The sequence below is a fragment of the Kocuria sp. CPCC 205258 genome, assembly GCF_040981005.1.
GTDB lineage: Bacteria > Actinomycetota > Actinomycetes > Actinomycetales > Micrococcaceae > Kocuria > Kocuria rosea.
Genome location: NZ_JAVKPS010000001.1, coordinates 429,637 through 455,560, shown reverse-complemented (window position 1 = coordinate 455,560; position 25,924 = coordinate 429,637). Strand labels below are relative to the sequence as shown.

The following is a 25,924-nucleotide window of genomic DNA, read 5'->3' as shown; positions in this document are numbered from 1 at the left end:
CGTTGCCGGACCCCGGCCTACAGGCCCAGCAGCCCGCGGACGTGGTCGTTGAGGAACACCCCGTCCGGGTCCACGGACGCCCGGGCGTCGAGGAAGTCCTGGAACCGCGGGTACACGGAGCGCAGGTACTCGGCGTCCTGCGTGTGCACGGTGCCCCAGTGGGGGCGGCCGCCGTGGGCCACGAAGATCTCCTCGGCCGCGGCGAACACCTTCGGGTCGTACCGGCGCCAGTACTGCCGCAGCGCGATCCAGCCGGTCTCCCGGCCGTGGGCGGGGGCGAGCCAGGCATCCTCGGCCGCGGCGCAGCGCACGTCCACCGGGAGCGAGAACGAGTAGTCGCGGCGCTCGATGAGCGTCTGCAGCTCCCGGAAGGCCACGACGAGCTCCTCGACCGGCAGGGCGTACTCGGAGGAGACGAACCGGGTCCGGCGCGGCACGGTGAACACCCTAAAGGACAGGTCGCTGTACTGCCGCGGGCTGTTCGTGAGGGCGTCGAGCCGGTTGAGCCCCGGCGTGGAGCGCGGCAGGGCCGTGGCCAGCTGGTTGAGCCCCGCGGTGAGGGTGTTGCGCAGCAGGGCGTCGTCGAGCCGGCGCACGGTGCGGGCCACGGGGGAGCCGGGCCGGGTGTAGGAGTCCGGGAGCTTGTGCAGGCGCGTGAGGATCCGGGTCTGGGCGGTGGCGGTGCCCGGCGTCCAGAAGAACTCGAAGTGGTCGGCCCCGGCCATCCGGTTGCCCAGGGTGTCCACGAGCTGGCCGAGGGGCTCCTTGAGCTCCGCCGCGTGCAGCCGGAACGTCGGCTCGCACACCAGGGTGACGCTCGCGAGGACCCCCATGGCGCCCAGGCCCACGCGCGCGGCCTGGAACAGCTCGGGGCGCTGCTCGGCGGAGCACTCCACCAGCTCGCCGTCGGCCGTGACCAGGCTCAGGGCCACCACCTGCTGGGAGAGGGAGCCGAAGGCCAGGCCGGTCCCGTGGGTGCCGGTCGAGACGGCGCCGGCGACCGTCTGCCAGTCGCTGTCCGGCAGGTTGGTCACGGCCAGCCCGTGGGCGTCCAGCTCCTGGTTCAGGTCACGGATCGTGGTGCCCGCGAGGACCGTGACCCGCTGGTTCTCCCGGTCGACGGCCGGCAGCCCGGACAGCCCGGAGAGGTCGACCATGACGTCGGGGGCCAGGGGCAGGGCCGAGAAGCTGCACCCGGAGCCCACCGCGCGCACGCCCAGTCCGCGGCGCACGGCGGCGGCGACGCCCTCCGCGAGCTCCGGGACCGAGGTGGGGCGCAGCACGTGCCGGGGGGTGACGGAGTGCGTCCTGCCCCACGTGGCCCACTCTCTCGTCCCGGTCTCGCCGGGCAGGGCGTCGGGCAACGAGACCTCGCTCATCGGCGGGACCGTCCTTCCTCGCAGGCAGGTGCACAGTGCGCCCTCATCATGTCATCCCGGGGGCGCTCCGGCGCCCCCGATGACCCCGTCCTGCGGCCCCGCCGCGCGTACCATCGGAGGCGAAGCCCGCGGCGGGATCCGGAGCACCGCGGACCGAGGACGCGCACAGGAGGCAGCACCATGACCGACCACCCGTCCCCGGACCGGGAGCGCGAGGAGCCCCACGAGACCACGCTGGGCGAGGAGGCGGTGCGCGACCGCGTCCCCTCGGGCGGCGGGCAGAGCCGGTCCCTCGACGCCACGGGGGAGATCGTCGTGGGCATCGACGGCTCCGAGCAGAGCCTCGGGGCGTTGCGGTGGGCGGCCCGGGAGGCCCGCCGCCGCGGTCGTCCGGTGCGGCTGGTCACCGCGTACAGCCTGCCCGTGTTCTCCGGCTCGGGGTTCGACACCGGCTACGCCACCGTGGACGAGGCCTCCCTCACCCAGGGCGTCGAGGAGCTGCTGAACCACGCGGCGGACCAGGTCCGTGACGTGGGGGTCGAGCTGCGGGCGACCGTCGAGACCGGGGACCCCTCCGGGGCCCTGCTCGAGCTGAGCCGCACGGCGGAGCTGCTGGTCCTCGGCTCCCGCGGCCGGGGCGGTCTGCTGGGCCGGCTGCTCGGCACGGTCTCCACGGCGGTGCCGGCGCACTCGAAGTGCCCCACGGGCGTGGTCCCCCTGCCGTGGGCGCAGCAGCACCTGGGCGCGGAGGAGCTCACGAGCACCCGGGCCCTCGTGGACCGCGTGGTCGTCGGCTCGGACGGCTCCACCCAGGCCCGGGCGGCCATGCTCTACGCCGCGGAGGAGGCGCGCCTGCTCGGCGTGCCCCTGACGGTGCTGTGCGCGCTCCCGCCCGTGAGCGGGGCGCTCGCGTGGATGCCCACGGCGGTGGACTTCGAGGTGATGTACGACGACGTCGCGCGGGCGCTCAACGGCGGCGTCGCCTGGCTCGAGAGCTGGTTCCCCGACCTGGAGATCGGCTCGGAGCTCGCGGACGGCGCGCCGGTGCAGGTGCTGGTCGAGCAGACCCGGCGCAACGGCCTGGTGGTGATGGGCACGCGCGGCCGGGGCGGCTTCGCGGGGATGCTCCTGGGCTCCACCTCGCAGGGCGTGCTGCACAACGCCGCGGGGCCCGTGCTGATCGTCCCGGACCGCTACGACGAGCGGATCGAGACCCGCAAGGACTTCGACTCCGACGACATCCGCCCCTGGGACGCCTGAGCGGGCCGGTTCAGCCCCACCCCAGTTCGTGCAGGCGCTCGTCGTCGATGCCGAAGTGGTGGGCGACCTCGTGGATGACGGTCACCGTGATCTCCTCCACGAGCTCCTCGCGCTCCGCGCACATGCGCTGCAGCGGACCCCGGTAGACGAAGATCCGGTCCGGCAGGGAGCCGGCGCCCCACCCGCCGTCCCGGGCGGTCAGGGGCACGCCCTCGTAGAGGCCGAGCAGCCCGGGGGAGTGCTCCGGCGGCTCCTCCTCGACCAGGATCACCACGTTGTCCATCGCCCGGAACAGGGCGTCCGGGATCAGGTCGATGGCGTCGTCGACGGCGCCGTCGAACTCCTCGCGGGTCATTTCGATCACGCTCCCCTTCCTACCCCACGAGCCCGGGCGCCGGCTGGGTCCCCGGGAGCGGACCGGGAATTGTGCGGGATCCGCGCGAGCCTCTAAGCTGTACTCGGTTTCTCCCGTGTCACGGTCCTCGGTCGCCGAGGTCGTGGTCGTCGACGCGGGTGTCCGGCCCCCATCGTCTAGTGGCCTAGGACACCGCCCTTTCACGGCGGCGACACGGGTTCGAATCCCGTTGGGGGTACGCGATCGGAGGGTCCGCCCACCGATTTGCACAACCGGCGAGGAATGCTGGTAAGATCAATCCTCGTTGGAAACAGCAAGGCCCTGTAGCGCAGCTGGTTAGCGTGCCGCCCTGTCACGGCGGAGGTCGCGGGTTCAAGTCCCGTCAGGGTCGCTCAGACGGCGTTCATCGAGTCGATGCGGCGCCGTCGCGGCATATCCGCTGCGGATGTGCCGGGGCTCTGTAGCTCAGTTGGTAGAGCGTACGACTGAAAATCGTAAGGTCACCGGATCGACGCCGGTCGGAGCCACCGCGGAAACCGCCGGTCCCCTCGAGGGGACCGGCGGTTTCTTCGTGCCGGGGGCCCTGCCGCCCGCTGCCAGCGGACACGGAGGTTCGCTCCCTACCCTGGGAGCCGTGATCCGGTATCCCCGTCGCCCGAGCCCCCGCGGGGCAGCAGCGGCCGCGCTGACCGCCCTGAGCCTGCTGGCGCTCACGGGCTGCGGCGCCGGCCCGCAGTCCTCCGGGCTCGTCCTCGAGCCGACCGCGGGCTCGCCCGCCCCGGTGCCGGCCGGGCCCACCGCGGAACCGGAGGCCTGCTTCGACGTGGCGAGCGCCTACACGGCGCTGACCCTCGTGCCGCTGTCCGGCGACGAGCCGGACCCCCACTTCCGCCCGCAGGGGGCGGCCGCCTCCGTGCGGGACCTCACCTCCCGGCTGCCCGCCGAGCTGCGCCCCGCGTTCGAGGACGCCGTGGCCGCCCTGGACGCCGCGGGCCCGTCCGTGCAGCCCGCCGAGCTGGCCGATCTGCAGCGGACGCTCGCGCCGGTCGGCGACTGGCTCCGCCGGGCGTGCGCGGAGCCCACCCCCTCGAACTGATCAGCAGCCTGTCTAGACTGGGGGCAGGTCGCCCGGCCCGGGTGGCCCCGACGGGAGGAGCCGACATGACCGAGCACCGACGCGAGCAGGAACCGGGGCACGGGCCGGTCGACGACCAGCGCGAGGACGGCGTGGTCGTCGAGCCCGGCGCCGAGCTCGACCGCGACCTGGAGCAGCAGGGACTGGGCGCCGAGCGGCCAGGCGACGAGCAGGGGCGGCCGTGACCGGCCCCGCGCGGACGAGCGCGCTCGGACGGGCCGCGGCGACCGGCGCCGCGGCGGGGATCGCCGGGGCCGCTCTGATGGTGCTGGGGGAGAAGGCGGAGCAGGCGCTCACCCACCGGCCGGACTCCTACGTCCCCGCGCGCGCCCTGCTCACCCTGCTGGGGCGCCACCCCGGGGACCGCGAGCAGCCCACGGGCTGGAACTCCGCCATGCACTACGGCACGGGCGCCGCCCTCGGCGCCCTGCGCGGCGTGTGGGCCGTGACCGGCATCCGGGGTCCGCACGCGAACGCCTGGCACACGGTGGTGCGGCTGGCCTTCGACCAGACCGTGGAGAACGCGACGGGGGTCGGGGCCCCGCCGTCGACCTGGCCGGCCGGCGAGCAGGCCGTGGACGTCCTGCACAAGGCGGTGTACTCCGTGGTCACCGGCGTGCTCGCGGACCGGCTGGTGGCGCCGGTGCTCGTGTCGGGCCGGGGGCGCACCAGCCACTGACCGGCGTGCCGGACCGGGCGTCCGCGACGAGCCGGTGTGCGGCGCCGTCCGGTCTGCCGCGGCGCCGCCTGCCGTGCGCCAGGACCGCCGGGACCCCGAGGGCCGGCAGGACTGCTCAGGGGGCCAGACGCCACCACACGGCCCGCTCGGGCCGCAGGACGCCGTCCTGCACGGCGTCCCCGCGGCTGAGCACGAGCGGCTCTCCGGCGGGCAGGGGGGCCGGGGCGCCGCCCAGGTTCGCCGCCACGAGGACCCGCTCCCCGGCGCCGGTGGTGTTCACGAAGGACAGCAGGCCCGTCGCGGCGTCGTGGCTCGCGTGCCACGCGAAGGAGCCGCGGCCGAGACCGAGCTCCCGGCGCACCCGCAGCGCCGTGCGGTACACCGTGTGCGTGGAGTCGGGGACCCCCACCTGCCGGTCCGCCGCGAGCTGCGCGAACTCCTCGGGCTGCGGCAGCCACGGGTCGGCCCCGAAGCCGTGGCCGGGCTCTCCCGCGGCCCAGGGCAGCGGGACCCGGCAGCCGTCGCGGCCGATCTCCTCGCCCCCGGTCCGGGCGAACGCCGGGTCCTGGCGCAGCTCGGCGGGCAGGCGCGTGTGGTCGGGCAGGCCCAGCTCGTCCCCCTGGTACAGGTAGGCGGAGCCGGGCAGGGCCAGCTCCACCAGCGCGGCGGCGCGGCCGCGGGCGAGACCCTGCTCGTGGTCCGGCTGCTCGCCGTCCGCGTCGATCCCCTTCGGGTAGGCGATGGGGTCCGTGAGCCCGAAGCGGGAGACGTGCCGGACGGTGTCGTGGTTGGACAGCACCCACGTGGTGGGCGCGCCGACGTCGGCCGACTCCGCCAGGGAGTCCTCGATGGCCCGGGACATCCGGGCCCAGTCCCACCCGGCCACCAGGAAGTCGAAGTTGAACGCCTGGTGCATCTCGTCGGAGCGGACGTACATCGCCAGCCGGTGCGCCGGCTCGACCCACGCCTCGGCCACCAGCATCCGGTCGCCGTCGTACTCGGCGAGCACCCGGTGCCAGTCGCGGTAGACCTCGTGCACCCCGTCCTGGTCGAAGTAGGGGCTGCCGGTGCTCAGCGGGGTGTCCGGGCCGTCGTGCTCCCGCGCGTCGTGCTCGCCCTCGACCAGGTGCACCTGGTGGTCCCAGTCCGGCAGTCCCTCGGCCTTCACGAGGCCGTGGGCCACGTCCACGCGGAAGCCGTCCGCGCCCCGGTCCAGCCAGAAGCGCAGGACGGAGCGGAACTCCTCCCACACCTCCGGGTTCTCCCAGTTGAGGTCCGGCTGGGTGCTGTCGAACAGGTGCAGGTACCACTGCCCGTCCGGCAGCCGGGTCCAGGCCTCGCCGCCGAACACGGAGCGCCAGTTGTTCGGCGGCAGCTCCCCGTGCTCGCCCCGGCCGTCCCGGAACATGTACCGGTCCCGCTCGGGGCTGCCGGGCCCGGCGGCCACGGCGGCCCGGAACCACTCGTGCTCGCTCGAGGTGTGGTTGGGCACCAGGTCCACGATCAGCCGCATCCCGAGCTCCGCCATCCGGGCGCGCATCCGGTCGAAGTCCTCCAGGGTGCCGAAGCGGGGGTCCACGTCCCGGTAGTCGGCGACGTCGTAGCCGGCGTCGTGCTGCGGCGAGACGTAGAACGGGGACAGCCACAGGGCGTCCACGCCGAGGTCCGCGAGGTAGTCCAGGCGCTCGACGATCCCGGGCAGGTCGCCCAGGCCGTCACCGTCGGAGTCGTTGAAGGACCGGGGATAGATCTGGTAGATCACCGCGGAGCGCCACCACTCGCCCTCCTCGGTGGCGGGGGACTGGCTGACCTGCTGCGTCATGGGCTGCTCCTCGGGTGCTTCGTCGGGGGTGTCCGGCGCGGGTGGCTCCGGTGCGGGGGCGTCCCCAACCTAGTCAGTCCCCGGGCGCGGTGTCACGGCGGCCGGCGCTGGGGCGGCGGCCGGGGCGGCCGTTGTCAGGCCGGGACCGCCCGGCCGGTGCGCGACCACGTTGGTGGGGGCGAGGGCCAGGACGACGAGCGCGGCGGCGAGGACCGCCAGCCCGGTCCAGCCGGCGCCCGTCAGCCGTTCGCCGACGACGACGACGGCCAGGACCGCCGCGACGGCCGGTTCGGTCAGGGTGAGGGTCGTCGCCGTGCTCGGGCGCACCCGGGCGAGTCCCACGCCGAACAGGAAGTACCCGAGGAACATCGGCACCAGCGCCATGTACGCGGCCACGGCGAACGCCTGCCCCGAGGCCAGCAGGGGCGCCCCCGTGAGAGCGAGGACCGGGAGCAGGAGCGCCCCGCCGGCGCCGAAGACGGCGCCCATCGAGGCCGCGCGCCCCACCCCGTGGCCCATCAGCCGGTGCACCACCCACGAGTAGAGCGCGTACGTCGCCCCGGCCACCAGCCCGAGCCCGATGCCGGCGGCGGTGTCCGCGGCCGAGGCCCCGGACCCGCCGGCCCTCGACAGGCACAGCAGGCCGCTGCCGAGGACGCCCAGGAGCGCGGCGGTCATCCACCACCGGCTCAGGGGGCGGCGCTCGAGGACGCGTTCCAGGACCCCCGAGGCCAGCGGCGCGGAGGCCAGGGAGACGACCGTGCCGATCGCGACGCCGCCCAGGTGCATCGAGCTGTAGAACGCCAGCGGATAGACGGCCACGGCCGCGGCCCCGGCCGCCACCGGCCCGGCGTGCGAGCGCAGCGCCCGCCGGGAGCGGCGCAGGGCGGGCAGGGCGATCGCCGCCTGCAGCAGCCCGCCCACGCCCAGGGCGGCGGCCCCGATCGCCAGCGGCCCCGCGCCGGGGGCGAAGGTCGCCGCGGTCCCGGTCGTGCCCCACAGGACCGCGGTGAGCAGGATCGCCGCGACGCCGAGGCCGGCGTGGCGCCCCGTGCGCTCCACGGCGCGGCTCACGGTGCCGCGCACGGTGCGACCGGCACGTCGGTGGTCGTCGTGCGGGCGTGCGCGCGGACGCGGGGCGGCGCCGGGCGCTGCGGGTGTGCGGTCATGGGCGGGCTCCTGTCGGTCGACGGTCCAATCTACCCAGGGCGGGCGACGGGCGCCCCGGGCCCGGTGCGCCCGGGGCAGCCAGCGCTCGCGGCAGCCGGCCCGCCCCCGTCCCGGGCGGGCCGCGTGGTAGAAGTGGGCATGACCACTCCGACGCGCGCGTTCGCGCCTCCCTGCGGGCCGGTGCGCGGCCGGGTCGACGGCGACGTCGTCCGGGCGACCGGGATCCCGTACGCCACGGCGGACCGGTTCGCCGCGCCCGTCCCGGTCGCGGACCGGGTGGAACCGTTCGACGCCACCCGCCCGGCCCCGGCCTGCCCCCAGGCGCACTCGCCCTTCCTCACCGGGGTCCTCGGCGACACCCTCGCCGGGCTCCCGCGGGACGAGCACTGCCAGCGGCTGTCGGTGACCCTGACCCTCGAACGGGGGGCGGCGGAACGGCTGCCGGTGATGGTCTGGATCCACGGCGGCTCCTACACCACCGGGGCCGGGGACGCCCCGATCATGGATCCCCGCCCCCTGGTCGCCGAGCAGCGCGTCGTGGTCGTGAGCGTCACCTACCGGCTGGGACTGTTCGGCTACCTCGGTGCGGGACAGAGCCGCCCCGCCAACCTCGGTCTGCTCGACCAGCTCGAGGCGCTGCGCTGGGTGCGGCGCAACATCGCGGCCTTCGGCGGCGACCCGGACCGGGTGACCGTGTTCGGCCAGTCCGCCGGGGGCGACGCCGTGGCCCACCTCATGGCCGTCCCGGGCGCGGAGCTGCTGTTCCGCCGGGCCATCCTGCAGAGCCCTCCGCTGGGCATCGCCCGCGGCCGGGCGGCGATGACCGCGGCGATGGCGGCCGCGGCCGGTGCCGTCACCGCGGGGACGCCGGCCGCGGAGGTGGTGGCGCTGCAGGCCGAGGTCGAGGCCGGCGCGTCCTCGTTCGGGCTCCGGGGCCGGATGCCGTTCGGCACCCAGTACGGCCACCACCCCCTGCCCGCCGAGGAGGGCGTCGAGGCGGCCTGGGACCGCGTGGCCCCGCACATCGACGTGCTCATCGGCCACACCGCCGAGGAGGCCCGGCTGTACCTGCCCACGCTGCCCCTCCTCCACCGGGTCACCCGCGTCCCGCTGCTCGGCCCCGTGCTCCGCCGCGCCGTCGTGGGGCAGGTGACCGCGGCCGTCCACGGCCGGGCCGTCCGCCGGTTCGCCGCCCGGCACGCCCGGGCCGGCGGCAGCGCCCACACCTACCTGCTCACCTGGAGCGCGCCGGGCAGCCCGTACGGATCCACCCACACGGTCGACCTCCCGCTCCTGTTCGGCGACGAGGCCGCGTGGGCCGGCACCGGGCTGCTCGCCGGGGCCCCGTGGGAGGACGTCCAGGCCCACGGCCGGCGCCTCCGGCGGCTGTGGGCCGGCTTCGCCCGCGGGGAGCCGCTGGCGGACGCCGGGGCGGTCCCCGGCGTCCTGCGCTACCGCGCGGCCACGGGTGCACGACCCCTCGAGCGCGTCCTGGGCTGTGTCCTCGGCGCGGTGCGCCGCGCTCAGGGCGCTGCGGGCACCTCCCGCGCCCCCGTGCGGGCGCTGCGCCGGGCCGCGTCCAGCACGGCGGCGACGGCCACGGCGTCCCACGGGTCCACGGGGGCCTCGCCGTCGCCGAGGAGCCACCGGGCCACGGCCCGGTAGAAGTCGGCGGGCTCGCCGGGGGCGGTGGGCACGGGGTCGGTCCCGGTGCCCCGGACGAGCAGACCCGTCATGCCCTCCCCGGGGTCCAGCGGGTCGAAGGGGCCGGGGCTGTCGGCGTGCCCGGCCACGAGGTAGGCGCCGGCCGAGCCGAGCACCCGGGTCCGGGGCCCCGGCGCCCCCACGAGGCTCCCGGCCCACAGGTGGCTGATCGTGCCCGAGGCGTGGTCCAGGGCCAGGAAGACGTCGTCCTCGGCCGGGGTCGTCAGCGCGCGCAGCTCGGCCCGCACCGCGGCCACCGGCCCGAACAGCTGGATCGCCGCGTCCACGAGGTGCGGACCGAGGTCGAGCAGCAGCCCGCCGCCCCGGCCGACCGCGTTCTCCCGCCACCGGTCCTTGGGCACCGGGCGCCACCGCTCCCAGCGGCGCTCGAACCGGTGCACGTCCCCGAGGTGCCCCTCGGCGAGCACCCGGGCCAGGGTCAGCTGCTCGCTGTCCCAGCGCCGGTTGTGGAAGACCGTCAGCGGGGTCCCGGACTCCTCGGCGCGGCGGACCACGGCCACCGCGCCCTCGTGGTCCATGGCCAGCGGCTTGTCGACCACCACGGGGATCCCGGCCTCCAGGCCGGCCAGCGCGTGCTCCACGTGCAACCCCGTGGGGGAGGCGACGACCAGCACGTCGGGCCGCGAGCGCTCCAGCAGCCCGGGCAGGTCCCGGTGCACCTGCACCCCGGGCCAGTCGGCGCCCGCGCGGGCGGCCCGCTCCGGGTCGCCGGTGACGACGTCCGTGACCCGCCCGCCGGCCCGCCGCAGCAGGTCCCCGTGGAAGTCCCGCCCGGCCATGCCGTATCCGACGAGTCCGGCGGTGAGCACTCGTCCTGCACCCTGATCAGTCATGCGGTCACGATAGCCCCTGGCACCGGGCCGCACCGGGCCGCACCGGGCCGCACCGGGCCGCACCGGGCCGCACCGGGTCGCTACGGTCCGTCCGGGCCCGCGATCTCGTCGTCGACGAAGCGCGGCGCGGCCGCGACGCCGCCGGCGACGACGAGGAGCACCGCGGTGCCCATCAGCAGCAGCAGGGGGGCGGTCCAGCTGCCGGTGGCCTCGTGCAGGGCGCCGACGGCGAAGGGCCCGGCCGCCGCGAGCAGGTAGCCCACCGGCTGGGTGAACCCGGACAGCTGCGCGGTCACCCGGGGGTCCCGGGAACGGGCCGTGAGCAGGGCCAGAGCGGTGGGGAACGCGAAGCCGCCCACCCCCAGGAGCAGGGCCCAGGCCCAGGGTGTGGTGGCGGGCGCCAGCAGCAGGCCGGAGTAGCCGGCGACCATGCAGACGCCCAGGCCCACGATCCACCGCCGCAGGTGCGGTGAGCGGGCCACCAGGACGGGCATGAGGAGCCCTCCCGGGATGCCCATGGCGGCGATGAGGGCGGCCATCAGCCCGGCCTGGGCCTGGCCCAGGCCGCCGTCGCGGTAGATCTGGGCCACCCAGCCGAACTGGACGTAGGCGTGCATCGACTGGATGCCGAAGTAGACGCACAGCGCCACGGCGGTGCGGGAGCGGAGGATCGAGGTGCCGCGGCCGGGACGCAGGGCGCGGCCGGGGGTCATGGCGGGCTCGCGCCGGTCGCGGACGGTGACCAGGACCCAGGGGACCACGGCGGCCAGGGCCACGAGGCCCCAGAGGCCCAGTGCGGCCCGCCACCCGTCGGGCCCGCTCGCGGCCAGCGGCCCGGCCGCCAGCAGGGGCAGCGTGGCGCCGACGGCCAGGCCGGTCGTGTAGAGGGAGTTCAGCGCCGCCGTGCGCCGGCCCCCGTGGCGCTTGATGAACGCCGGCACCAGGATGTTGCCGACGGCCATGCCGGCGAAGCCCAGCACGGACAGGAGCAGGAACACCGGCACCGATCCCGTGACCGACCGGGCCAGCAGCCCGGCGGCGACCAGGACCAGACCGGCGGTGACGGCGCCGCTGATGCCGGTCCTGCGCGAGAGCGCGGCCGCGCACGCCCCCGCCGCGGCGAACGTGAGCCCGGGCAGGGCGGTCAGCACCCCGGCCATCGTGGGGCTCAGCCCCAGTCCCTGCTGCACCTCCGCGAGCACGGGCCCCACGGAGGTGGCCCCGGGGCGGAGATTGACCGCCACGACCGCCACCGCGAGCACCACCAGCCACCCCGGCACGCGGGGCGGGACGGCGGAACGGTCAGGGGGCGGGGTGGACGGGCGCACCGGCCTGTTCTATCACGGGGTGCGGCGGCACCGGGGCGCGGGCCGGACGGAGCGGTCCGCTCAGCCTTCGCAGTCGGTGCAGTACCGCGTCTCGCCGGACTGGCGGGCCAGCTGGGAGCGGTGCCGGACCAGGAAGCAGGAGGCGCAGGTGAACTCGTCGACCTGTTCCGGGATGACGGCCACGGTGAGCTCTTCGTGGGAGAGGTCGGCGCCGGGCAGGTCTATGCCCTCGGCGGTGTCGAAGTCCTCGGCGTCGATGACCGCGGTCTGGGTGGTGGCGCTGCGCTGGACCTGGATCGCCTCCAGGGACTCGTTGGCCGGCTCGTCCTCGGGCCGGGTGCGCGGGGCGTCGTAATCGGTGGCCATGATGTGGTGCGTCCTCCTGGAACGGGGTGGTGCTGTGCAGAGGGTGCCCTGCACGGAAGGACCAGAGTGTACCCCTACGACATGGGCAACTGTCGAGTCCCCGCGCGTCCCGGCGAAGTGCGGCGTCTCGGGCGTGATCCTCGTCGCACCGCGGAGGGGCCCGGATCGGCCCCCGGCGGTGCCCGGAGGGCTCAGGAGACCGCCAGCCAGACGGTGTGGTCGGGCGGCAGCTGCCCGCCCGGGACCGGGGTGCTGGCCAGCAGCACCTCGGTGCCCTGGGGCAGCGGGATGCACTCGTCGGAGAGGTTCACCAGGCACCGGAAGCCAGGCCCCCGGTCGAAGGCCAGGCACCGGGCCGGTGCCTCCACCCAGGCGAAGCCGGCGGTGCCGAGCCCGGGGTGGGCCCGGCGGATCCGCAGGGCCGCCCGGTACAGCTCGAGGGTCGAGCCGTCCACCCCGTCCTGGGCCTCGACCGACAGCTCCCCGAAGCTCTCCGGCTGGGGGAGCCAGGCGCCGCCGTCGCCGAAGCCGAAGGAGGTGCCGGTGCGGGTCCAGGGCAGGGGGACGCGGGCGCCGTCGCGCCCCTTGAGCGTGTGGCCGGTGCGTTCCCATACGGGGTCCTGCAGGGCCTCGCGGGGGAGGTCGGGGACCTCGGGCAGGCCGAGCTCCTCGCCCTGGTACAGGTAGGGGGAGCCGGGCAGGGCCAGCATCATCAGGGTCGCCGCCCGCGCCCGGTCCAGACCCCGCCGCGGGTCGAGCACCGGGTGGCGCCCGTCGGCCAGCAGCCATTCGTCGAGGTCCGCGTCGTGCGGCAGCGCCAGGCGGGAGGCGTGGCGGGGGACGTCGTGGTTGGACAGCACCCAGGTGAGGCCGCCGCCGGCACCGGTGTGGCCGGCCATGGCCTGGTCGATCACGGCCCGGAAGCGGTCGGCGCCCCACGGGGACTTCAGCAGGGAGAAGTCGAAGACCTGCCCGAGCTCGGTGGGACGGGCGTAGAGATAGGTCCGCTCGTTGACCGGGTGCCACGTCTCGGCGACCGCCATCCGCGGCGGGTCGTACTCGTCGAAGACCCGGCGCCACTCCTGGTAGATCGTGTGCACCTCCTCCCGGTCGTAGAGCGGGTCGGTGCCGTCCATCGGAAGCATCCGGTCTAGGGTGGGCTGGTCGCGCAGGGGGTGGGACAGGTCCTTCGCCAGGGAGTGGGCCACGTCGATGCGGAAGCCGTCCACGCCGCGGTCGGCCCAGAACCGCAGGGTGTCCTCGAAGTACTGGCGCACCTCGGGGTGGTCCCAGTTCAGGTCCGGCTGCTCCTTGGCGAACAGGTGGCAGTACCACTGCCCCGGTGTGCCATCGGTTTCGGTGATCCGTTCCCAGGCCGGCCCGCCGAAGTGCGAGACCCAGTTCGCCGGCGGGCACGCCCCGTCGTCGCCGGTGCCGTCCCGGAAGATGTAGCGGTCCCGGGCCGCCGAGCCCTTCGGGGCGGCGAGGGCCTCCTGGAACCAGGGGTGCTGGTCGGAGGTGTGGTTGGGGACGATGTCGACGATGATCCTGACCCCGAGGCCGTGGGCGGCGGCCACGACCCGGTCGAAGTCGTCCAGGGTGCCCAGGCGCGGGTCGACGTCGCGGTAGTCGCTGATGTCGTAGCCGCCGTCGGCCAGCGGGGAGGGGTAGAAGGGGCTGAGCCAGATCGCGTCGACCCCCAGCTCGGCCAGGTACGGCAGGCGGGAGAGCAGCCCGCCCAGGTCGCCGACGCCGTCGCCGTCGGAGTCGGCGAAGGACCGGGGGTAGACCTGGTAGACGACCGCGGTGCGCCACCAGTCCGGATCGGCGGTGAGGGTGGGCGGGAGGGCAGAAGAGGGCACGAGGGCTCCGTCCGTGGAAGAGGGTCGGGGGAGGGGCGCGCGGGCCCCGGCAGGGTGGGCGGCCGCCGGCGGCACGGGCACGGTGCCGCCGGCGGCGAGGGGGTGGGCCGGCTCAGCCCTTCACGGAGCCGGCGAGCATGGCCTTGACGATGTGGCGCTGGAAGAAGAGGAACACCAGGATCATCGGGGCCATGATCAGCAGGGACCCGGCGTTGAGCAGGACCACGTCGGTGGAGTACTGGCCGACGAAGTTCTGCAGGGCGCCGGCCATGGTGCGCTTGGCGGGGTCGTCCATCAGCACGATCGCCAGCAGGAACTGGTTCCAGGTGGAGATGAACATCAGCAGCGCCAGGGACGCGATCGAGGGCAGGGCCAGGGGCAGGTGGATGGCGCGGAAGGACTGCCAGGCGTTGGCCCCGTCCATGCTCGAGGCCTCGGAGAGCTCGGCGGGGGCGTTGAGGAAGTGGGCGCGCATCCAGAACACGGCGAAGGGCATGTTCAGCCCGATCAGCGGCAGGATCAGCCCCAGCCGGGTGTTGAGCAGGCCCATCTCGCGGATCTGGTAGTAGAGCGGGACGATGGTGACCTCGAAGGGCAGGGTCAGCCCCAGCAGCAGCAGGACGAAGAGGACCGGCCCCCCGGGGATGCGCAGCTGGCCCAGGGCGTAGCCTGCCATGGTGGCCAGCAGCACCCCGAGGGGTACCACGCCGAGCACGAGCAGGAAGCTGGAGCCGGCCAGGGTGGTGATGTCAGCGACGTTCCAGGCGTCGACGAAGTTGTGCCACTGCGGATCGGCGGGCCAGCTCAGGCCCACGGGCACGGAGCCCTGGGGCTGCAGGGCGGTGGAGAACATGCTCAGCAGCGGGAAGATCGAGAAGGCCATCGCCAGCAGCAGCAGGGCCACCCCGGGGATCTGGGTGCTCTTGGAGGTTGGCATGCTCACTTCTCCCGGAACAGTCGTTGGAGGGGCAGGATGACGGCCAGCACGAGGGCGCTGAGGACGAGGGCGAGGGCGGAGGCCAGACCGATGCGGGACTCGGTGAAGCCGAGCTGGTACACCTGCACACCGGGCACCATGGTGGCGTAGCCGGGCCCGCCCTGGGTGGCCATGAAGACGATGTCGAAGCTGGCCAGGGCGGCGATGATGGTGATGGTCACGCACACCCCGATCTCCTGGCGCAGCCCGGGCAGGGTGATCGCCCGGAACGTCTGGAGGAACCCGGCTCCGTCCAGCTTGGCGGCCTCGTATAGGGAGGTGTCGATCTTGCCGATGCCGGACATGAGGAGGATGGTGCAGAACCCGAGGTTGATCCAGGTCCCGATCAGTCCCACCGCCGGCAGTGCCCAGGTGAAGTCCCCGAACCAGGCGCGGGTCACGGACTCCAGGCCGACGGCCGACAGCAGCTGGTTCACCGCCCCCGTGGTCGCGTACATCCAGCTCCAGGCGATCGCCGCCGCGGCGGCGGGGATGACGTAGGGGATGAACAGCAGGGTCTGGGCCAGCTTGCCCAGGCCCTTGCTGCGCAGCTCCCGGATCAGCCCGGCCACCAGCAGCGCCACCGTGACGGGGATGACGGTGAAGAAGAGGATCAGGAAGAAGGCGTGCCAGATCGAGGACAGCAGCTGCGGGTCGGTGAAGACCTGCACGTAGTTCTGCAGCCCTACGAAGGTGGCCACGGTGATGCCGTCCCAGTCGTAGAAGGAGTACTGGACCGAGGCGGCCAGCGGGCGCAGCACGAACACCGCGTACATGAGCGCCGCCGGTGCGGCGAACAGCCAGCCGCCCCAATTCCTCCGCCGCCGCCGCGGGCGGCCCGCCTGCTCGGCCCGGTCCTGCCGCCCGGTGTCCTCCGCCGGGGCGGGGGTGGGCAGGACCATGCCCTGCAGGGGACCGCTGGAGCCGTCGAGGGAGCTCATCGACCCAGCTCGCTCTCGTACTGGCGCTGGACCGCGGCCAGCATGTCCTCCGGGCTTGTGGCGCCCTCGACCAGGCGCTGGGCCTCGGAGTTCCAGGTGGTGGTCGCGCCGTTGGTGGCGTTCTGCACGAACTGCACCTGCCCGTCGGCCTCCACCAGCTGCGCGAAGGCCTCCTGGATCTGGGCCTTGACCGAGCCCTCCTCGGTGGCCGGGACCTCGCCCTCGCCGGAGGGGGCGAAGCCGGCGTCGGCGACGACCTGGCGGGCCTCCTCGCTGCGCAGGAAGTCCAGGAACGCGGCGGCGGCGTCCTTGTCGTCGGAGCCGGCCGGGATGGCGAAGTTGGAGGCCGGGTCCGACATCGTCGCCGGTCCGCCGCCCTCGGGGGCCGGGGGGAGGAAGAACCCGACGTTCTCGCCCATCTGCTCGTCGAGGGCGGCGGCGTCCCAGTTCCCGGAGGCGTAGAACAGGGCCTCGCCGCTGGCGAAGCGTCCCAGCGCCCCGGTGGCGTCGGTGCCGTTGGTGTCTTCGGGGAAGTACCCGGCTTCGGCCCAGTCCTGGACCGTGGCCAGGGCCTCGGCGGCCTCGGGGGTGTCGATCGTGGCCTCGGGGGCGTGGAAGACCCACTCGTTGACAGCCTCGGCGCCCAGGGCGTTGTTGAGGAGCATCTGGGTGGTGGTCATCACCTGGCCGGTCTGGTTGCCGGCCATGATCGGCACGGTGCCGGACTCCTCGGCCCGGGTCAGCAGGTCCTCGAGCTCGTCCACGGTCTGCGGCGGGGTGGTCATGCCCAGCTGCTCGGCCAGGTCCTTGTTGTAGTAGAAGCCGGTCACGGTGAAGCCGTCGGCCAGCGTGTACTGGGAGCCCTCGCCGCGGACCCCGTCCTCGTCCACCCGGTACTGGGCCAGCTGGCCCTCCGGCAGCTCGTCCCAGCCGTAGGCCTCGGCGTAGGCGTCCAGGTCGGTCAGCAGACCGTCGCCGGCCACGTCGGACAGGGCGATCACCCGGGCGATGTCCGGCGGGTCGTCCGAGGCCAGCACGCGCGGGGAGTTCTGGGCCTGCACGTCATCGGGGTCGTAGCGGCCGGTGATGGTCACGTTGGGGTGCTTCTCGGTGAAGGCCTCGATCAGCGCCTCGTCCTTGGCCCTCAGCCCGGCGCCGTCGTAGAGGGTCAGCTCGACGGGCTCCTCGCCCAGGTCGGTGGAGACGTCCGTGGGGGCCGCCTCGGGAGCGGCGGGGGCCGAGCCGGCCCCGGGAGGCGCGCAGGCCGCCAGGGCGAACAGCGCGCAGGCGCCCGCTCCCAGCACGCGCAGCCTCGTGCGGGTCGGACGGGCGGGATCCTGGGCGACCGGTCGATCGGTCATGGGACTTCCTCCTCCGGAAGGGTGGTTGCGCCCCCTTTTCGGAAGCGCTTCCGAATATGATTCATGTCATACCGGAAGGCTGTCAACCCCTCAATCGTGATGCCACACGGGAAAGTCCTTCCGAGTGGGAGAGCGCGACCGTGCTGTTCGGGGCGACATGTAGAAAACGCTTCCTAAACATCTACACTGGGGCTATGAACTCCTCGAAGTCCGTCGGTCTGGCCGATGTCGCCCGCGAGGCCGGCGTCTCCCTGGCCACCGCCTCCCGGGCGCTCAACAGCGCCTACGGCGTCGCCGCGACCACCAGGGAACGGGTCGCCGAGGTCGCCCGCCGGCTGGAGTACGTCGCCTCCCCGGAGGCCTCGCGCCTGGCCACCGGCGCCACCCGCAGCGTGGCCCTGGTCGTGCCCCACCTGGACCGCTGGTACTTCGGGGAGATGGTCAGCGGTCTCGAGGAGGTGCTGCGGGAGGCCGGTCACGACGTGCTGCTGTACCACGTGGGCGAGCCCGAGGGGCGGCACGCGTTCTTCGAGCACCTGCCCGCCCGCCGGAAGGTCGACGCGGTCGTGGTGGTCGCCGTTCCGGTCACCGACCACGAACGGCGCCGCCTGGAGCTGATGGGCGTCACCATCGTCGCCGCCGGCGGCCAGGACGCGACCTACCCCTACGTCTCCATCGACGACGCCGCCGCCGTGCGCCAGGCCACCGAGCACCTGCTGCGCCTCGGCCACCGCCGGATCGCCATGATCACCGCCGTCGATCCGGACCGCACCGACCAGCCGGTCCACCGCGGACGCACCCGGGGCTTCTACGAGGCCATGGCCCGCGCCGACGTCCCGGTCGACGAGGAGCTGGTCGTCACCACCGCGTGGGGCGGGGTCCCGGCGGCCGAGGCCATGGAGCGGCTGCTCAGCGTCCGCGACCTCCCCACCGCCGTCATGGCCCACTCCGACGAGATGGCACTGGGCGCGATGCGCACCATCCGGCGCGCCGGCCTGCGCGTGCCCGAGGACGTCTCCGTCATCGGCATCGACGACCACCCCCTGGCGGAGCTGGTCGACCTCACCACCGTGCGCCAGCCCGTCCGGGACCAGGGGCTGCGGGCCGGGCGCCTGCTGCTGGCCCTGCTGCGCGGGGAGGATCCGGACCTGGCGCAGAAGCTGCCCACCCGCGTCGTCGTGCGCAGCAGCACGGCACTCCTCGGCCCGGCCGGGCCGGCGCACGCCGCGCAGGACGCAGCCCGGCCCTGGTCCGGTGTCAGCTGGCGCTCTCCAGGTGCGCGAGGCGCAGCCAGCGGTGCATGAGCCGGCGGAACGCCACGGCGGCGCCGTGGGCGTCCCGCGCGGCCAGCAGCTCCACGGCGTCCGAGAAGTCCTGCGGGCTCTCGTCCGGCTGGAACGGGTCCGCGAGCGAGCCGTAGTGCAGGACCACGAGGGAATTGGCGGAGAAGGCCCCGAGCCACCGGCCCAGGTGCGTGAGGTCCTCGGCGAGGTCCTCGAGGTCCTCGCCGCCCGCGTCCTCCACCACCTGCGCGGCGCGCACCACGCGACGGGTCGCGAGGTCCACCGGCACCGCGCACCGGTGCACGCGGTTGCCGTGGTGGAAGCTCTCGGTGTGGTCCTGGGCGGTGAAGAGGGAGAACCACGCCATGGGGACGGTGAACGCCGACTGGCGCGCGTGCACGGGCACGAAGTGCTCCCGGCTCACGCGATCGCCCGCGGCCCGGACGGCGTCCTCGGGGATGAGCAGGTTGGGCAGGGGCTGGCCGCCCTCCTCCTCGGCGAGCGCCACGAGCCGCAGCGAGCGCCGCAGCCGCTGTGGGGGGTGGTAGACGGGGAAGTCCCCGACCCCGGCCGCGAGCATGTCCCGGCCCCGGGGCGCCGCGGAGAACGGCAGGGTCCACAGCGGCTCCACGGCCGGGGGCAGGGGCTCCTGGCCCGGCTCGGCCAGGCGGGCGAGCTGCTCGGTCAGCTCGTTGACCCCGGCCTCCTCGGGGGACAGCGCCCGGGGCACCAGCGGGGCGTACACGGCGTCGAGCTCCTCGGCGGGTACGTACACCCGCAGGGCGAACTGGTGGGGGATCCCGGTGGCCGAGCGGAACGTCCGGCCGACCTGCAGCAGCTGGGCCACGGCGGCTCAGGCGATCTCGACGACGACGGGGGCGTGGTCCGAGGCGCCCTTGCCCTTGCGCTCCTCGCGGTCGATCGACGCGTCGGTGACGCGGCCGGCCAGGGCGGGGGAGTAGAGCTGGAAGTCGATGCGCATGCCCTCCTTCTTCGGGAAGCGCAGGCCCTTGTAGTCCCAGTACGTGTAGACGCCCGGGCCGGGGTGCCGGGGGCGGACCACGTCCTGGTAGCCGGCCTCCTCGAGGAAGGCGCGGAAGGCGGCGCGCTCGGGCGCGCTGACGTGGGTCAGGCCGTTGTCGAGGAAGAACTGCATGTCCCACACGTCCTCGTCCTGCGGGGCCACGTTCCAGTCGCCCACCAGGGCGACCTGCGCCGTGGAGTCCTCGTCGACCCACTGCTTGGCGTGGTCCTTGAGCACGCGCAGCCACTCCAGCTTGTAGGGCATGTGCGGGTCCTCCAGGCCGCGGCCGTTGGGGACGTAGAGAGACCAGACGCGCACGCCGGCGCACGTGGCGCCGATCGCCCGGGCCTCCTGCACGGGCTCCTCGCCGGGCTTGCCGAAGGCCGGCTGGTCCGGGAAGGTGCGCTCGACGTCCTCGAGGCCCACCCGGGAGGCGATCGCCACGCCGTTCCACTGGCTGAGGCCGAAGTGGGCGACGTCGTAGCCCATGTACTCGAAGAGCTCCCAGGGGAAGTTGTCGTCCTTCGCCTTGGTCTCCTGCATGGCCAGGACGTCCACGTCCGAGCGCTGCAGCCACGCCTCCACGCGGTCGGCGCGGGCGCGGACGGAGTTCACGTTCCAGGTGGCAATCCTCATGGGCCCCACGTTACCGGCTGCCCCGGACGGGAATTCGCCGCCCCCCCCTTGCGCAGCACCGATCCAGGTGCCATGGTTAGTTACATAACTAATGAACCAGTGAGGGGGAGGGCCGTGATCGCCGACGACCGCCCGATCTTCCAGCAGATCGCCGAACGGATCTGCGCCGACATCCTCGCGGGCGCCTATCCCGAGGAGACCCAGGTCCCGTCCACCAACGAGTTCGCCGCCTTCTACCGGATCAACCCGGCCACCGCCGGCAAGGGCGTCAACCGGCTCGTGGACCGGGGGATCCTCTACAAGCGCCGCGGCATCGGCATGTTCGTCGCCGCCGGCGCCCGGGAACGGCTCCTCGAGCAGCGGCGGCAGGAGTTCGCCGACCGCTACGTGGCACCGCTCGTCACCGAGGCGCACTCCCTCCGGCTCCCGCCGGGGGACGTCCTCGACCTCGTCCGCTCCGCCCTCGGCCGGTCCGAGGCCGCCGCACCGACCCGTCAGGAGCCCACCCCATGAACGGCACGCCAGCCCCCGTCGTCGCCCTGCGCGGCGTCTCCCGCACCTACCGGGAGACCCGGGCCCTCGACGGCGTCGACCTCGATCTCGCCCCGGACCGGATCTACGGACTTGTGGGGCGCAACGGCTCCGGCAAGACCACCCTGCTGTCCGTGATCGGCCAGCAGGTCCGCCCCGACCGGGGCGGGCGGGTCGAGCTGTTCGGCCGCCCCGGGTGGGAGAACCCCGAGGCGCTCTCCCGCACGGTGCTGCTGCGGGACCGGCAGCGCTACCCCGAGGAGTTCCGGGTCCGCCACGTCCTCGACGCCGCACCGGCGTTCTACCCCGGCTGGGACGAGGAGCTCGCCCGCGGTCTCGCCGAGGACCTCCGGCTCCCGTCGCGGACCAGGATCAAGAAGCTCTCCACGGGCCAGCACACGGCCCTCGGCATCGTCCTGGGCCTCGCGTCCCGCGCGGAGCTCACGATGCTGGACGAGCCCTACGGCGGGCTGGACCCGGTGGCCCGGGAGCTGTTCTACGACCGGCTCCTCGAGGACTTCGCGCGGCACCCGCGCACCGTGGTGATCTCCACGCACCTGGTCGACGAGGTCGCCAACCTCCTCGACCACGTCCTGCTCCTCGACCGCGGGCGGCTCGTGCTGGACGCCGGTCTCGAGGCCGCCCGCGCCAGCGCCCACACGGTTGCGGGGCCCGCCGCCGACGTCGCCGGCTACCTGGCCGAGCGGCGCCTCGAGCACCAGGTCTCCCGCGAGCAGCGGATCGGGGCGCTGCGCACCGTGACCGTGGTGGCGCCCCACGACGACGACGCCCGGGCGGCCGCCGCGCGCCACGGGATCGAGATCGACGCGGTCTCCCTGCAGTCGGCCGTGGCCGCCCACGGGCTCGTCCCGGTGCCCGCCGACCAGCTCCAGAACGCCTGAGAGGACCTCCGCCATGTCACGACTCACCCCTGTCCTCAAGCTCAACACCGTCAACCGGTCCGCCGGGGTCTGGATGGTCGTGGGCGTGATCACGGTGTCCGGGCTGCTCAGCCTGCTCGCCGGGGTCGTGCTGCACGTGGTCCTGGGCGCCCCGGTGGATGCCGTGGCCGAGGGCCTGCGCTACAACCAGGTCCTGCTCTGGTGGCCCGGGATCGCCCTGCTCGTCCACGCCGCCCAGGTGATCGGCACGAACACGCCCCTCGCCCTGGCGCTGGGGGCCACCCGCCGGTCGATGTGGTGGGGCTCGGTGCTGACGTTCGTGCTCCACGCCCTGCTGGCCGCGGCCGTCCTCACCGTGCTCCTGCTCCTGGAGCGCGCCACCGGCGGCTGGTTCCTGGGCCTGCCCGCCTTCGACGTCCACCTCTTCGCCGGAGGGTCCCCGGCGTGGGCCCTCCTCGTGGCGTTCCTGGTCTACCTCGGGGCGCAGCTGGTCGGGGCGGTCTTCGCCACGGTGTACGTCCGGGGCGGCCCCGTGGCGCTGACGCTGTCCATCATCGGGACCGTCGTGACGACCCTGGCCGTGCTGGTGTGGGCCGCCGCGACCGGAGCGGGCGCCGCGGCGGCCGTCGGCGCGGGTTCCGCGGGGGTTCCGGCGGGGCTCGTGCTGCTGGGCTGGGGCCTGTACCGCCGGGTCTCCGTCCGCTGAGCACCTCGGCGCGGCGAGTGCCGCCGCGCCGGGGGACCAGGGGTTTCCCCGCGCACTCTTCCACCGAGTGGTTGCACATGCTAATTTCCTGCTGGCCCGTGCCCCCGGCGGCGCCGCCCCCAGCAGGGAGAGACCCCCATGAACCTCGCACGGACCGCGCTCGTCGTGTCCACCACCTTCGCCCTCCTCCTCGGCGGAGTCCCGGCGGCGCTCGCAGCCCCGACTCCTCCGGCCGATCTGCCCGAGCTGTCCGGTCCGGCCGAGTCGGCCGGCACCGAGGGCGCGCCCGCCCTGAGCCTGCAGGGGGGCTCGGGCAGCGACGCCGCCCCGGCCGGGGCTCCGGCGCCGGCGGCCGCGGAGGACCAGGCCGCCGGCGGCCTGGCCGGGGCGGCGTCGGCCGGCGCCCACCCGACCACGGTCGAGGACATCACCGAGGCCTTCAAGATCGTCAACGACCACCGCGGCCAGGCGAGGCGCGCCCCGCTGGTCTACAACACCGCGCTGTCCCGCAACGCCCAGCAGTGGGCGGAGACCATGGCCGGGGCCCGCAAGGAGTCCCGCAACCCGGACCCCTGGGCGGGCGCCCCCGCCGGGGGGATCCGGATGGACCAGTACTACGGGAAGGGCGTCTTCACCGGCCCCTTCGAGGGCGTCGAGGCGGTCGAGGCGCTCGCGCACTACCTGCTGGACTTCTTCCCCCGCAACGGGACCGACCAGTTCGCCCGGGACCTGACCCACCTCGGGATCGGGGTGAGTCACGTCGCCACGTCGGGCTCGGGCGGCCCCGGGTGGGAGACCTACCTGACGATCTACTACTACGCCTATCCGGCCGGGCAGGCCGTGCCCGGGACGGTCGCGGGCCCGGCGCAGGGGTTCGTGCCGCCGGTGACCGCACCCCCGGTGACGACGCCGTCCTACGCCGTCCGGGGGGCGATCGGGACCAAGTACCACCGTCTGGGCGGGGCGGCCGTGCTCGGGGAGCCCACCATGAACGAGCGCGGCGGCCTGATCGAGGGCGGCGTCTACCAGCAGTTCCGGAAGGGCACCCGCACCACCACGGTCTACTGGGCCCCCGGCTACGGCGCGATGGCCGTGAAGAACTACGGATCCATCGGCGGCCGGTGGGTCGCGGCCGGCCGGGAGCACCACTTCGGACTGCCCGCCACGGACGAGCGCCCGGCCACCGGTGGGGCGTACCAGATCTTCCGCCGCGACGGTCGCTCCACCATGCTCCTGTGGAGTCCCGGCACGGGCTCCCGCGCGGTCAAGCAGTACGGGGCCATCGGGCGGGCCTGGAAGGCTGCGGACTCCGAGCGCGGCTGGGGCTTCCCCGTCACCGACGAGTACCGCTACGGCGCAGAGGTGCGCCAGCGCTTCTCGAAGGGCGTCACCGTCCACTACGCCTCCGGGCGCACCTGGGTCACCCGCTGAGCCCGAAGCCGTCGAGGCCGGTCTCTCCGTGCGGTGGGATCGGCCGAGCCGGGGGTGTTCCGACGTGGCGGGCGCACGCTTCGTCGGTTCGTCCGGCGGTTCCACCGCGGTTCCTGCCCCGGTGACCTGAGGGGATGCTCGGGGGAAACGGCTGCGGGCCGTTCCCGGCCGTGGGCAACAGGCGCCCTCGCGCGGAGGGCCCGGACCACCTCACCACGACACCGGCCTCGGGGGAGCCGGGCCCAGGAGGACGCGGGCTCGCCGGTCTCAGAACGGCGGGGGGTCGTCGGACGGGAGATCGTCGAGCCGGAGGCCGCCGGGCGGAGGATCAGCAGCCGGACCCACGGGCGGAGCGGTGCCGGGCGGAGGATCAGCAGCCGGACCCACGGGCGGAGCGGTGCCGGGCGGCCGGCCGGTGGCCGGGGCGCTCCGGCGGCCGGGTGCGGTGCCGGAAACGGTGTGCTCGGGTTCGGGGCGGGCAACGGTGTGCTCGGGTGCGGTGCGGTGCACGAGCCCGCCCGGCGAGGTCCACTCCAGGACCGCGGCGTGCCCGGCCGTTCCCCCGGGCGGGCTGCCGTCCGTGCCCGGGGCGGTGCCTTCGTGCGGGCCGGGGGTGATCCGCCGCACCGACCAGGCCCCGAGGTGGCCGTGGCGGTGCTTGACCCGGTGGTGGTGGCGGCACAGGGCGGCCAGATTGTGCTCGGCCGTGGGCCCGCCCCGGGCCCAGGCCACCGTGTGGTCGAGATCGCAGGCCTCGGACCGGCGCCGGCACCCGGGGAAGCGACAGGTCCCGTCGCGCAGCTCGACCAGCCGGCGCAGGTCCCGGGGCACGGCGTAGACGGTCCGGTCGTGGTCGAGGACCACCCCGGTCACGGGGTGGGTCAGCACCCGGTGCCACGCCCCGGCCCCGGCGGCCAGCTGACGGGCCACCTCCGCGTTGATGGGCCCGTAGCCCGACAGCACCGGGATCCCGTCCCCGGCCGACTCGCCCCCGGCCGTGCCGGCGCACGTCAGCACCGAGACCGGGACCAGCACGCTCACCCGGGCCCGCACCCCGCGCGGAAAGCCCGGCTCCTCCGGCAGGACCCCGTCCAGCAGCAGGTCCGCCAGCACGTCGGCCCGCAGCTCCGACACCGAGCGCGGCACGGCCTCCTCCTGCTCCTGCGGTCCCGGCCGCCCCGGTCGTGCGGGGTCCGGGACGTCCTGGCCCAGCAGCCGGGCCAGGTCCTCGAGCCGGTCGTGCACGGCCAGGGCCACCGGGGCCTCCAGCAGCGCGTGCAGCCAGGCCGTGCCGTCGGCGGCCGGCTCCACCCACACCGCCCGGGTCCTGCGCGCGGCGCGGCGGGCGCGTTCCTCGGCGCCGGCCACGAGCACGGCCCGCCGGGTGCGGGCGGTCGCGCGCAGCTGCGCCGCGGTGGCGTGCGGGGCCCGGTCCAGCAGCTCGGTGATCAGCCGGCCGACGGCCGCCACCGGCGGCGGGTCGCACCGGCCGGGGGCCCAGGTCGGGGCCTGGGTGATCAGCTCACGCCACTGCTCGACCAGCACCGCGGCCTGGGGCGAGCCGATCCGGCCCTCCTCCAGGGCGGTGAGGACCTCCGGGAGCATCTCGGCCAGCAGCACGGCGTCCTCCACCCGCCGCCGGGCCGTGCCCGCCGGCAGCCGCAGGGCCGGACCGACCTCGGCCGCAATGTCCACGAGCAGCTGGTGCTCCGCCTCGGCCAGCAGGCTCAGCGGGTCCGGGCGGAGGAACCCGCCGGCGGCGATCTCGGCCTCGGCCTGCGCCATCGCCTGGAACCGGGCCGCCGTGCGCGCCGCCTGCCCGGCCAGCCACAACCGGTGGATGCACCGCACCTGCGCGCCCACCGCCCGCGCCTCCGCCGCCGCGGCCTCCACCAGGCCCGCCGCGGCAGCCCGCACCTCGGCGGCATGCCCCGGAGCGTCCTGCACCTGAGCATCCCGCCCCTGAGCGGCCTGCGCCACGGCGTCCTGCACCTTCATGGCCTGCACCACGGAGGCACGCCCCGGAGCGCCTTGCCCCGCGGTGTCGTGCACCTCGGCGCTCCGCGGTCCCTGCCCGGCCACCTCGGCGAGCACCGGCCGCGCCGGAGACTCCTCCCCGGCCAGGAGGGTCCGGGTCCGCCGCTGCGCCGTCGCCGTCATGGAACCATTCTCCCCAGCACCTCCGACTCGCTAAGCCGTGGGGGCCCCGACGACCACGG

Annotated in this window: 23 protein-coding genes, 3 tRNA genes and 1 pseudogene; 13 read left to right on the top strand and 14 right to left on the bottom strand. The window is 74.8% G+C overall.

Going from position 1 to position 25,924, the window contains the following annotated elements; genetic code table 11:
* Positions 1-17: 17 nt before the first annotated feature.
* On the bottom strand, positions 18-1,379 hold the full coding sequence (locus RF644_RS02115; protein ID WP_368795164.1) for a D-arabinono-1,4-lactone oxidase: 1,362 nt from the start codon (positions 1,377-1,379) through the stop codon (positions 18-20).
* A gap of 180 nt (positions 1,380-1,559) precedes the next feature.
* Here RF644_RS02115 and RF644_RS02110 point away from each other — a divergent pair, with 180 nt between their 5' ends.
* Entirely contained in the window at positions 1,560-2,639 is a 1,080-nt protein-coding gene (locus RF644_RS02110; RefSeq protein WP_368795163.1) for a universal stress protein, read from the top strand.
* Positions 2,640-2,649: 10 nt separating this feature from the next.
* Here RF644_RS02110 and RF644_RS02105 read toward each other — a convergent pair whose 3' ends face one another.
* On the bottom strand, positions 2,650-2,994 hold the full coding sequence (locus RF644_RS02105; protein WP_172604431.1) for a metallopeptidase family protein: 345 nt from the start codon (positions 2,992-2,994) through the stop codon (positions 2,650-2,652).
* A gap of 165 nt (positions 2,995-3,159) precedes the next feature.
* On the opposite strand from RF644_RS02105, the gene RF644_RS02100 reads away from it, so the two are divergent.
* The 6 genes from RF644_RS02100 (at position 3,160) to RF644_RS02075 (ending at position 4,808) form a co-directional block, all read left to right on the top strand.
* A tRNA-Glu gene (locus RF644_RS02100) sits at positions 3,160-3,232 on the top strand.
* A gap of 79 nt (positions 3,233-3,311) precedes the next feature.
* A tRNA-Asp gene (locus RF644_RS02095) sits at positions 3,312-3,385 on the top strand.
* A gap of 63 nt (positions 3,386-3,448) precedes the next feature.
* Positions 3,449-3,521, top strand: a tRNA-Phe gene (locus tag RF644_RS02090).
* A gap of 107 nt (positions 3,522-3,628) precedes the next feature.
* Positions 3,629-4,090 (top strand): hypothetical protein, encoded by a 462-nt coding sequence (locus RF644_RS02085; RefSeq protein ID WP_133408932.1) that lies wholly within the window; start codon positions 3,629-3,631, stop codon positions 4,088-4,090.
* A gap of 65 nt (positions 4,091-4,155) precedes the next feature.
* Positions 4,156-4,314: a hypothetical protein gene (locus RF644_RS02080; RefSeq protein ID WP_017833025.1), complete on the top strand. Its 159-nt coding sequence runs from the start codon at positions 4,156-4,158 to the stop codon at positions 4,312-4,314.
* A complete protein-coding gene (locus RF644_RS02075) occupies positions 4,311-4,808 on the top strand; it encodes a hypothetical protein (RefSeq protein ID WP_284563206.1) in 498 nt (165 codons plus the stop codon). The genes RF644_RS02080 and RF644_RS02075 overlap by 4 nt, the downstream gene beginning before the upstream one ends.
* Positions 4,809-4,923: 115 nt before the next feature.
* Here the strand turns inward: RF644_RS02075 and RF644_RS02070 are convergent, their stop codons facing one another.
* Positions 4,924-6,630 carry an alpha-amylase family glycosyl hydrolase gene (locus tag RF644_RS02070; RefSeq protein ID WP_368795162.1) on the bottom strand — a complete coding sequence of 569 codons (1,707 nt, stop codon included), beginning with the start codon at positions 6,628-6,630 and terminating at the stop codon, positions 4,924-4,926.
* Between the two features lie 69 nt (positions 6,631-6,699).
* Positions 6,700-7,716, bottom strand: a complete 1,017-nt coding sequence (locus RF644_RS02065) for a DMT family transporter (protein ID WP_368795161.1) — start codon at positions 7,714-7,716, stop codon at positions 6,700-6,702.
* Positions 7,717-7,938: 222 nt separating this feature from the next.
* On the opposite strand from RF644_RS02065, the gene RF644_RS02060 reads away from it, so the two are divergent.
* The gene (locus tag RF644_RS02060; protein WP_368795160.1) at positions 7,939-9,465 is read left to right on the top strand and encodes a carboxylesterase family protein; all 1,527 of its coding nucleotides are present in this window, start codon (positions 7,939-7,941) and stop codon (positions 9,463-9,465) included.
* Here RF644_RS02060 and RF644_RS02055 read toward each other — a convergent pair.
* From RF644_RS02055 to RF644_RS02025, 7 genes and pseudogenes are all read right to left on the bottom strand, one after another.
* Positions 9,408-10,358, bottom strand: a pseudogene (locus tag RF644_RS02055) (Gfo/Idh/MocA family protein); the annotation flags it as partial. The gene RF644_RS02060 and the pseudogene RF644_RS02055 overlap by 58 nt on opposite strands.
* A gap of 80 nt (positions 10,359-10,438) precedes the next feature.
* A complete protein-coding gene (locus tag RF644_RS02050) occupies positions 10,439-11,686 on the bottom strand; it encodes an MFS transporter (protein WP_368795159.1) in 1,248 nt (415 codons plus the stop codon).
* A 60-nt stretch (positions 11,687-11,746) separates the two neighbouring features.
* Positions 11,747-12,052: a DUF4193 domain-containing protein gene (locus RF644_RS02045; protein WP_035925540.1), complete on the bottom strand. Its 306-nt coding sequence runs from the start codon at positions 12,050-12,052 to the stop codon at positions 11,747-11,749.
* A gap of 191 nt (positions 12,053-12,243) precedes the next feature.
* Positions 12,244-13,914: a glycoside hydrolase family 13 protein gene (locus tag RF644_RS02040; protein ID WP_368795158.1), complete on the bottom strand. Its 1,671-nt coding sequence runs from the start codon at positions 13,912-13,914 to the stop codon at positions 12,244-12,246.
* 112 nt (positions 13,915-14,026) lie between these two features.
* Complete coding sequence (locus tag RF644_RS02035; protein ID WP_368795157.1) at positions 14,027-14,851, bottom strand: carbohydrate ABC transporter permease; 825 nt, start codon at positions 14,849-14,851, stop codon at positions 14,027-14,029.
* A gap of 2 nt (positions 14,852-14,853) precedes the next feature.
* Positions 14,854-15,831 (bottom strand): carbohydrate ABC transporter permease, encoded by a 978-nt coding sequence (locus tag RF644_RS02030; RefSeq protein WP_368795156.1) that lies wholly within the window; start codon positions 15,829-15,831, stop codon positions 14,854-14,856.
* Positions 15,828-17,192 (bottom strand): ABC transporter substrate-binding protein, encoded by a 1,365-nt coding sequence (locus tag RF644_RS02025; RefSeq protein WP_368795155.1) that lies wholly within the window; start codon positions 17,190-17,192, stop codon positions 15,828-15,830. The genes RF644_RS02030 and RF644_RS02025 overlap by 4 nt, the downstream gene beginning before the upstream one ends.
* Before the next feature lie 194 nt (positions 17,193-17,386).
* On the opposite strand from RF644_RS02025, the gene RF644_RS02020 reads away from it, so the two are divergent.
* Entirely contained in the window at positions 17,387-18,496 is a 1,110-nt protein-coding gene (locus tag RF644_RS02020) for a LacI family DNA-binding transcriptional regulator (protein WP_368795153.1), read from the top strand.
* On the opposite strand, the gene RF644_RS02015 is transcribed toward RF644_RS02020, so the two are convergent.
* Together RF644_RS02015 and RF644_RS02010 are read right to left on the bottom strand one after the other, a co-directional pair.
* A complete protein-coding gene (locus RF644_RS02015) occupies positions 18,450-19,322 on the bottom strand; it encodes a hypothetical protein (RefSeq protein ID WP_229587641.1) in 873 nt (290 codons plus the stop codon). The two genes, RF644_RS02020 and RF644_RS02015, sit on opposite strands and share 47 nt — an antisense overlap.
* Before the next feature lie 6 nt (positions 19,323-19,328).
* On the bottom strand, positions 19,329-20,135 hold the full coding sequence (locus RF644_RS02010; RefSeq protein WP_095649842.1) for an exodeoxyribonuclease III: 807 nt from the start codon (positions 20,133-20,135) through the stop codon (positions 19,329-19,331).
* Between the two features lie 114 nt (positions 20,136-20,249).
* Here RF644_RS02010 and RF644_RS02005 point away from each other — a divergent pair, with 114 nt between their 5' ends.
* From RF644_RS02005 to RF644_RS01990, 4 genes are all read left to right on the top strand, one after another.
* Complete coding sequence (locus tag RF644_RS02005; RefSeq protein ID WP_368795152.1) at positions 20,250-20,648, top strand: GntR family transcriptional regulator; 399 nt, start codon at positions 20,250-20,252, stop codon at positions 20,646-20,648.
* The gene (locus RF644_RS02000) at positions 20,645-21,568 is read left to right on the top strand and encodes an ATP-binding cassette domain-containing protein (protein ID WP_368795151.1); all 924 of its coding nucleotides are present in this window, start codon (positions 20,645-20,647) and stop codon (positions 21,566-21,568) included. The genes RF644_RS02005 and RF644_RS02000 overlap by 4 nt, the downstream gene beginning before the upstream one ends.
* 13 nt (positions 21,569-21,581) lie before the next feature.
* Complete coding sequence (locus RF644_RS01995; protein ID WP_368795149.1) at positions 21,582-22,274, top strand: hypothetical protein; 693 nt, start codon at positions 21,582-21,584, stop codon at positions 22,272-22,274.
* Between the two features lie 138 nt (positions 22,275-22,412).
* Positions 22,413-23,705, top strand: coding sequence for a CAP domain-containing protein (locus tag RF644_RS01990; protein WP_368795148.1), 1,293 nt, complete (start codon positions 22,413-22,415; stop codon positions 23,703-23,705).
* A gap of 267 nt (positions 23,706-23,972) precedes the next feature.
* Here the strand turns inward: RF644_RS01990 and RF644_RS01985 are convergent, their stop codons facing one another.
* Positions 23,973-25,865 (bottom strand): DUF222 domain-containing protein, encoded by a 1,893-nt coding sequence (locus RF644_RS01985; protein WP_368795147.1) that lies wholly within the window; start codon positions 25,863-25,865, stop codon positions 23,973-23,975.
* Positions 25,866-25,924: the final 59 nt, after the last annotated feature.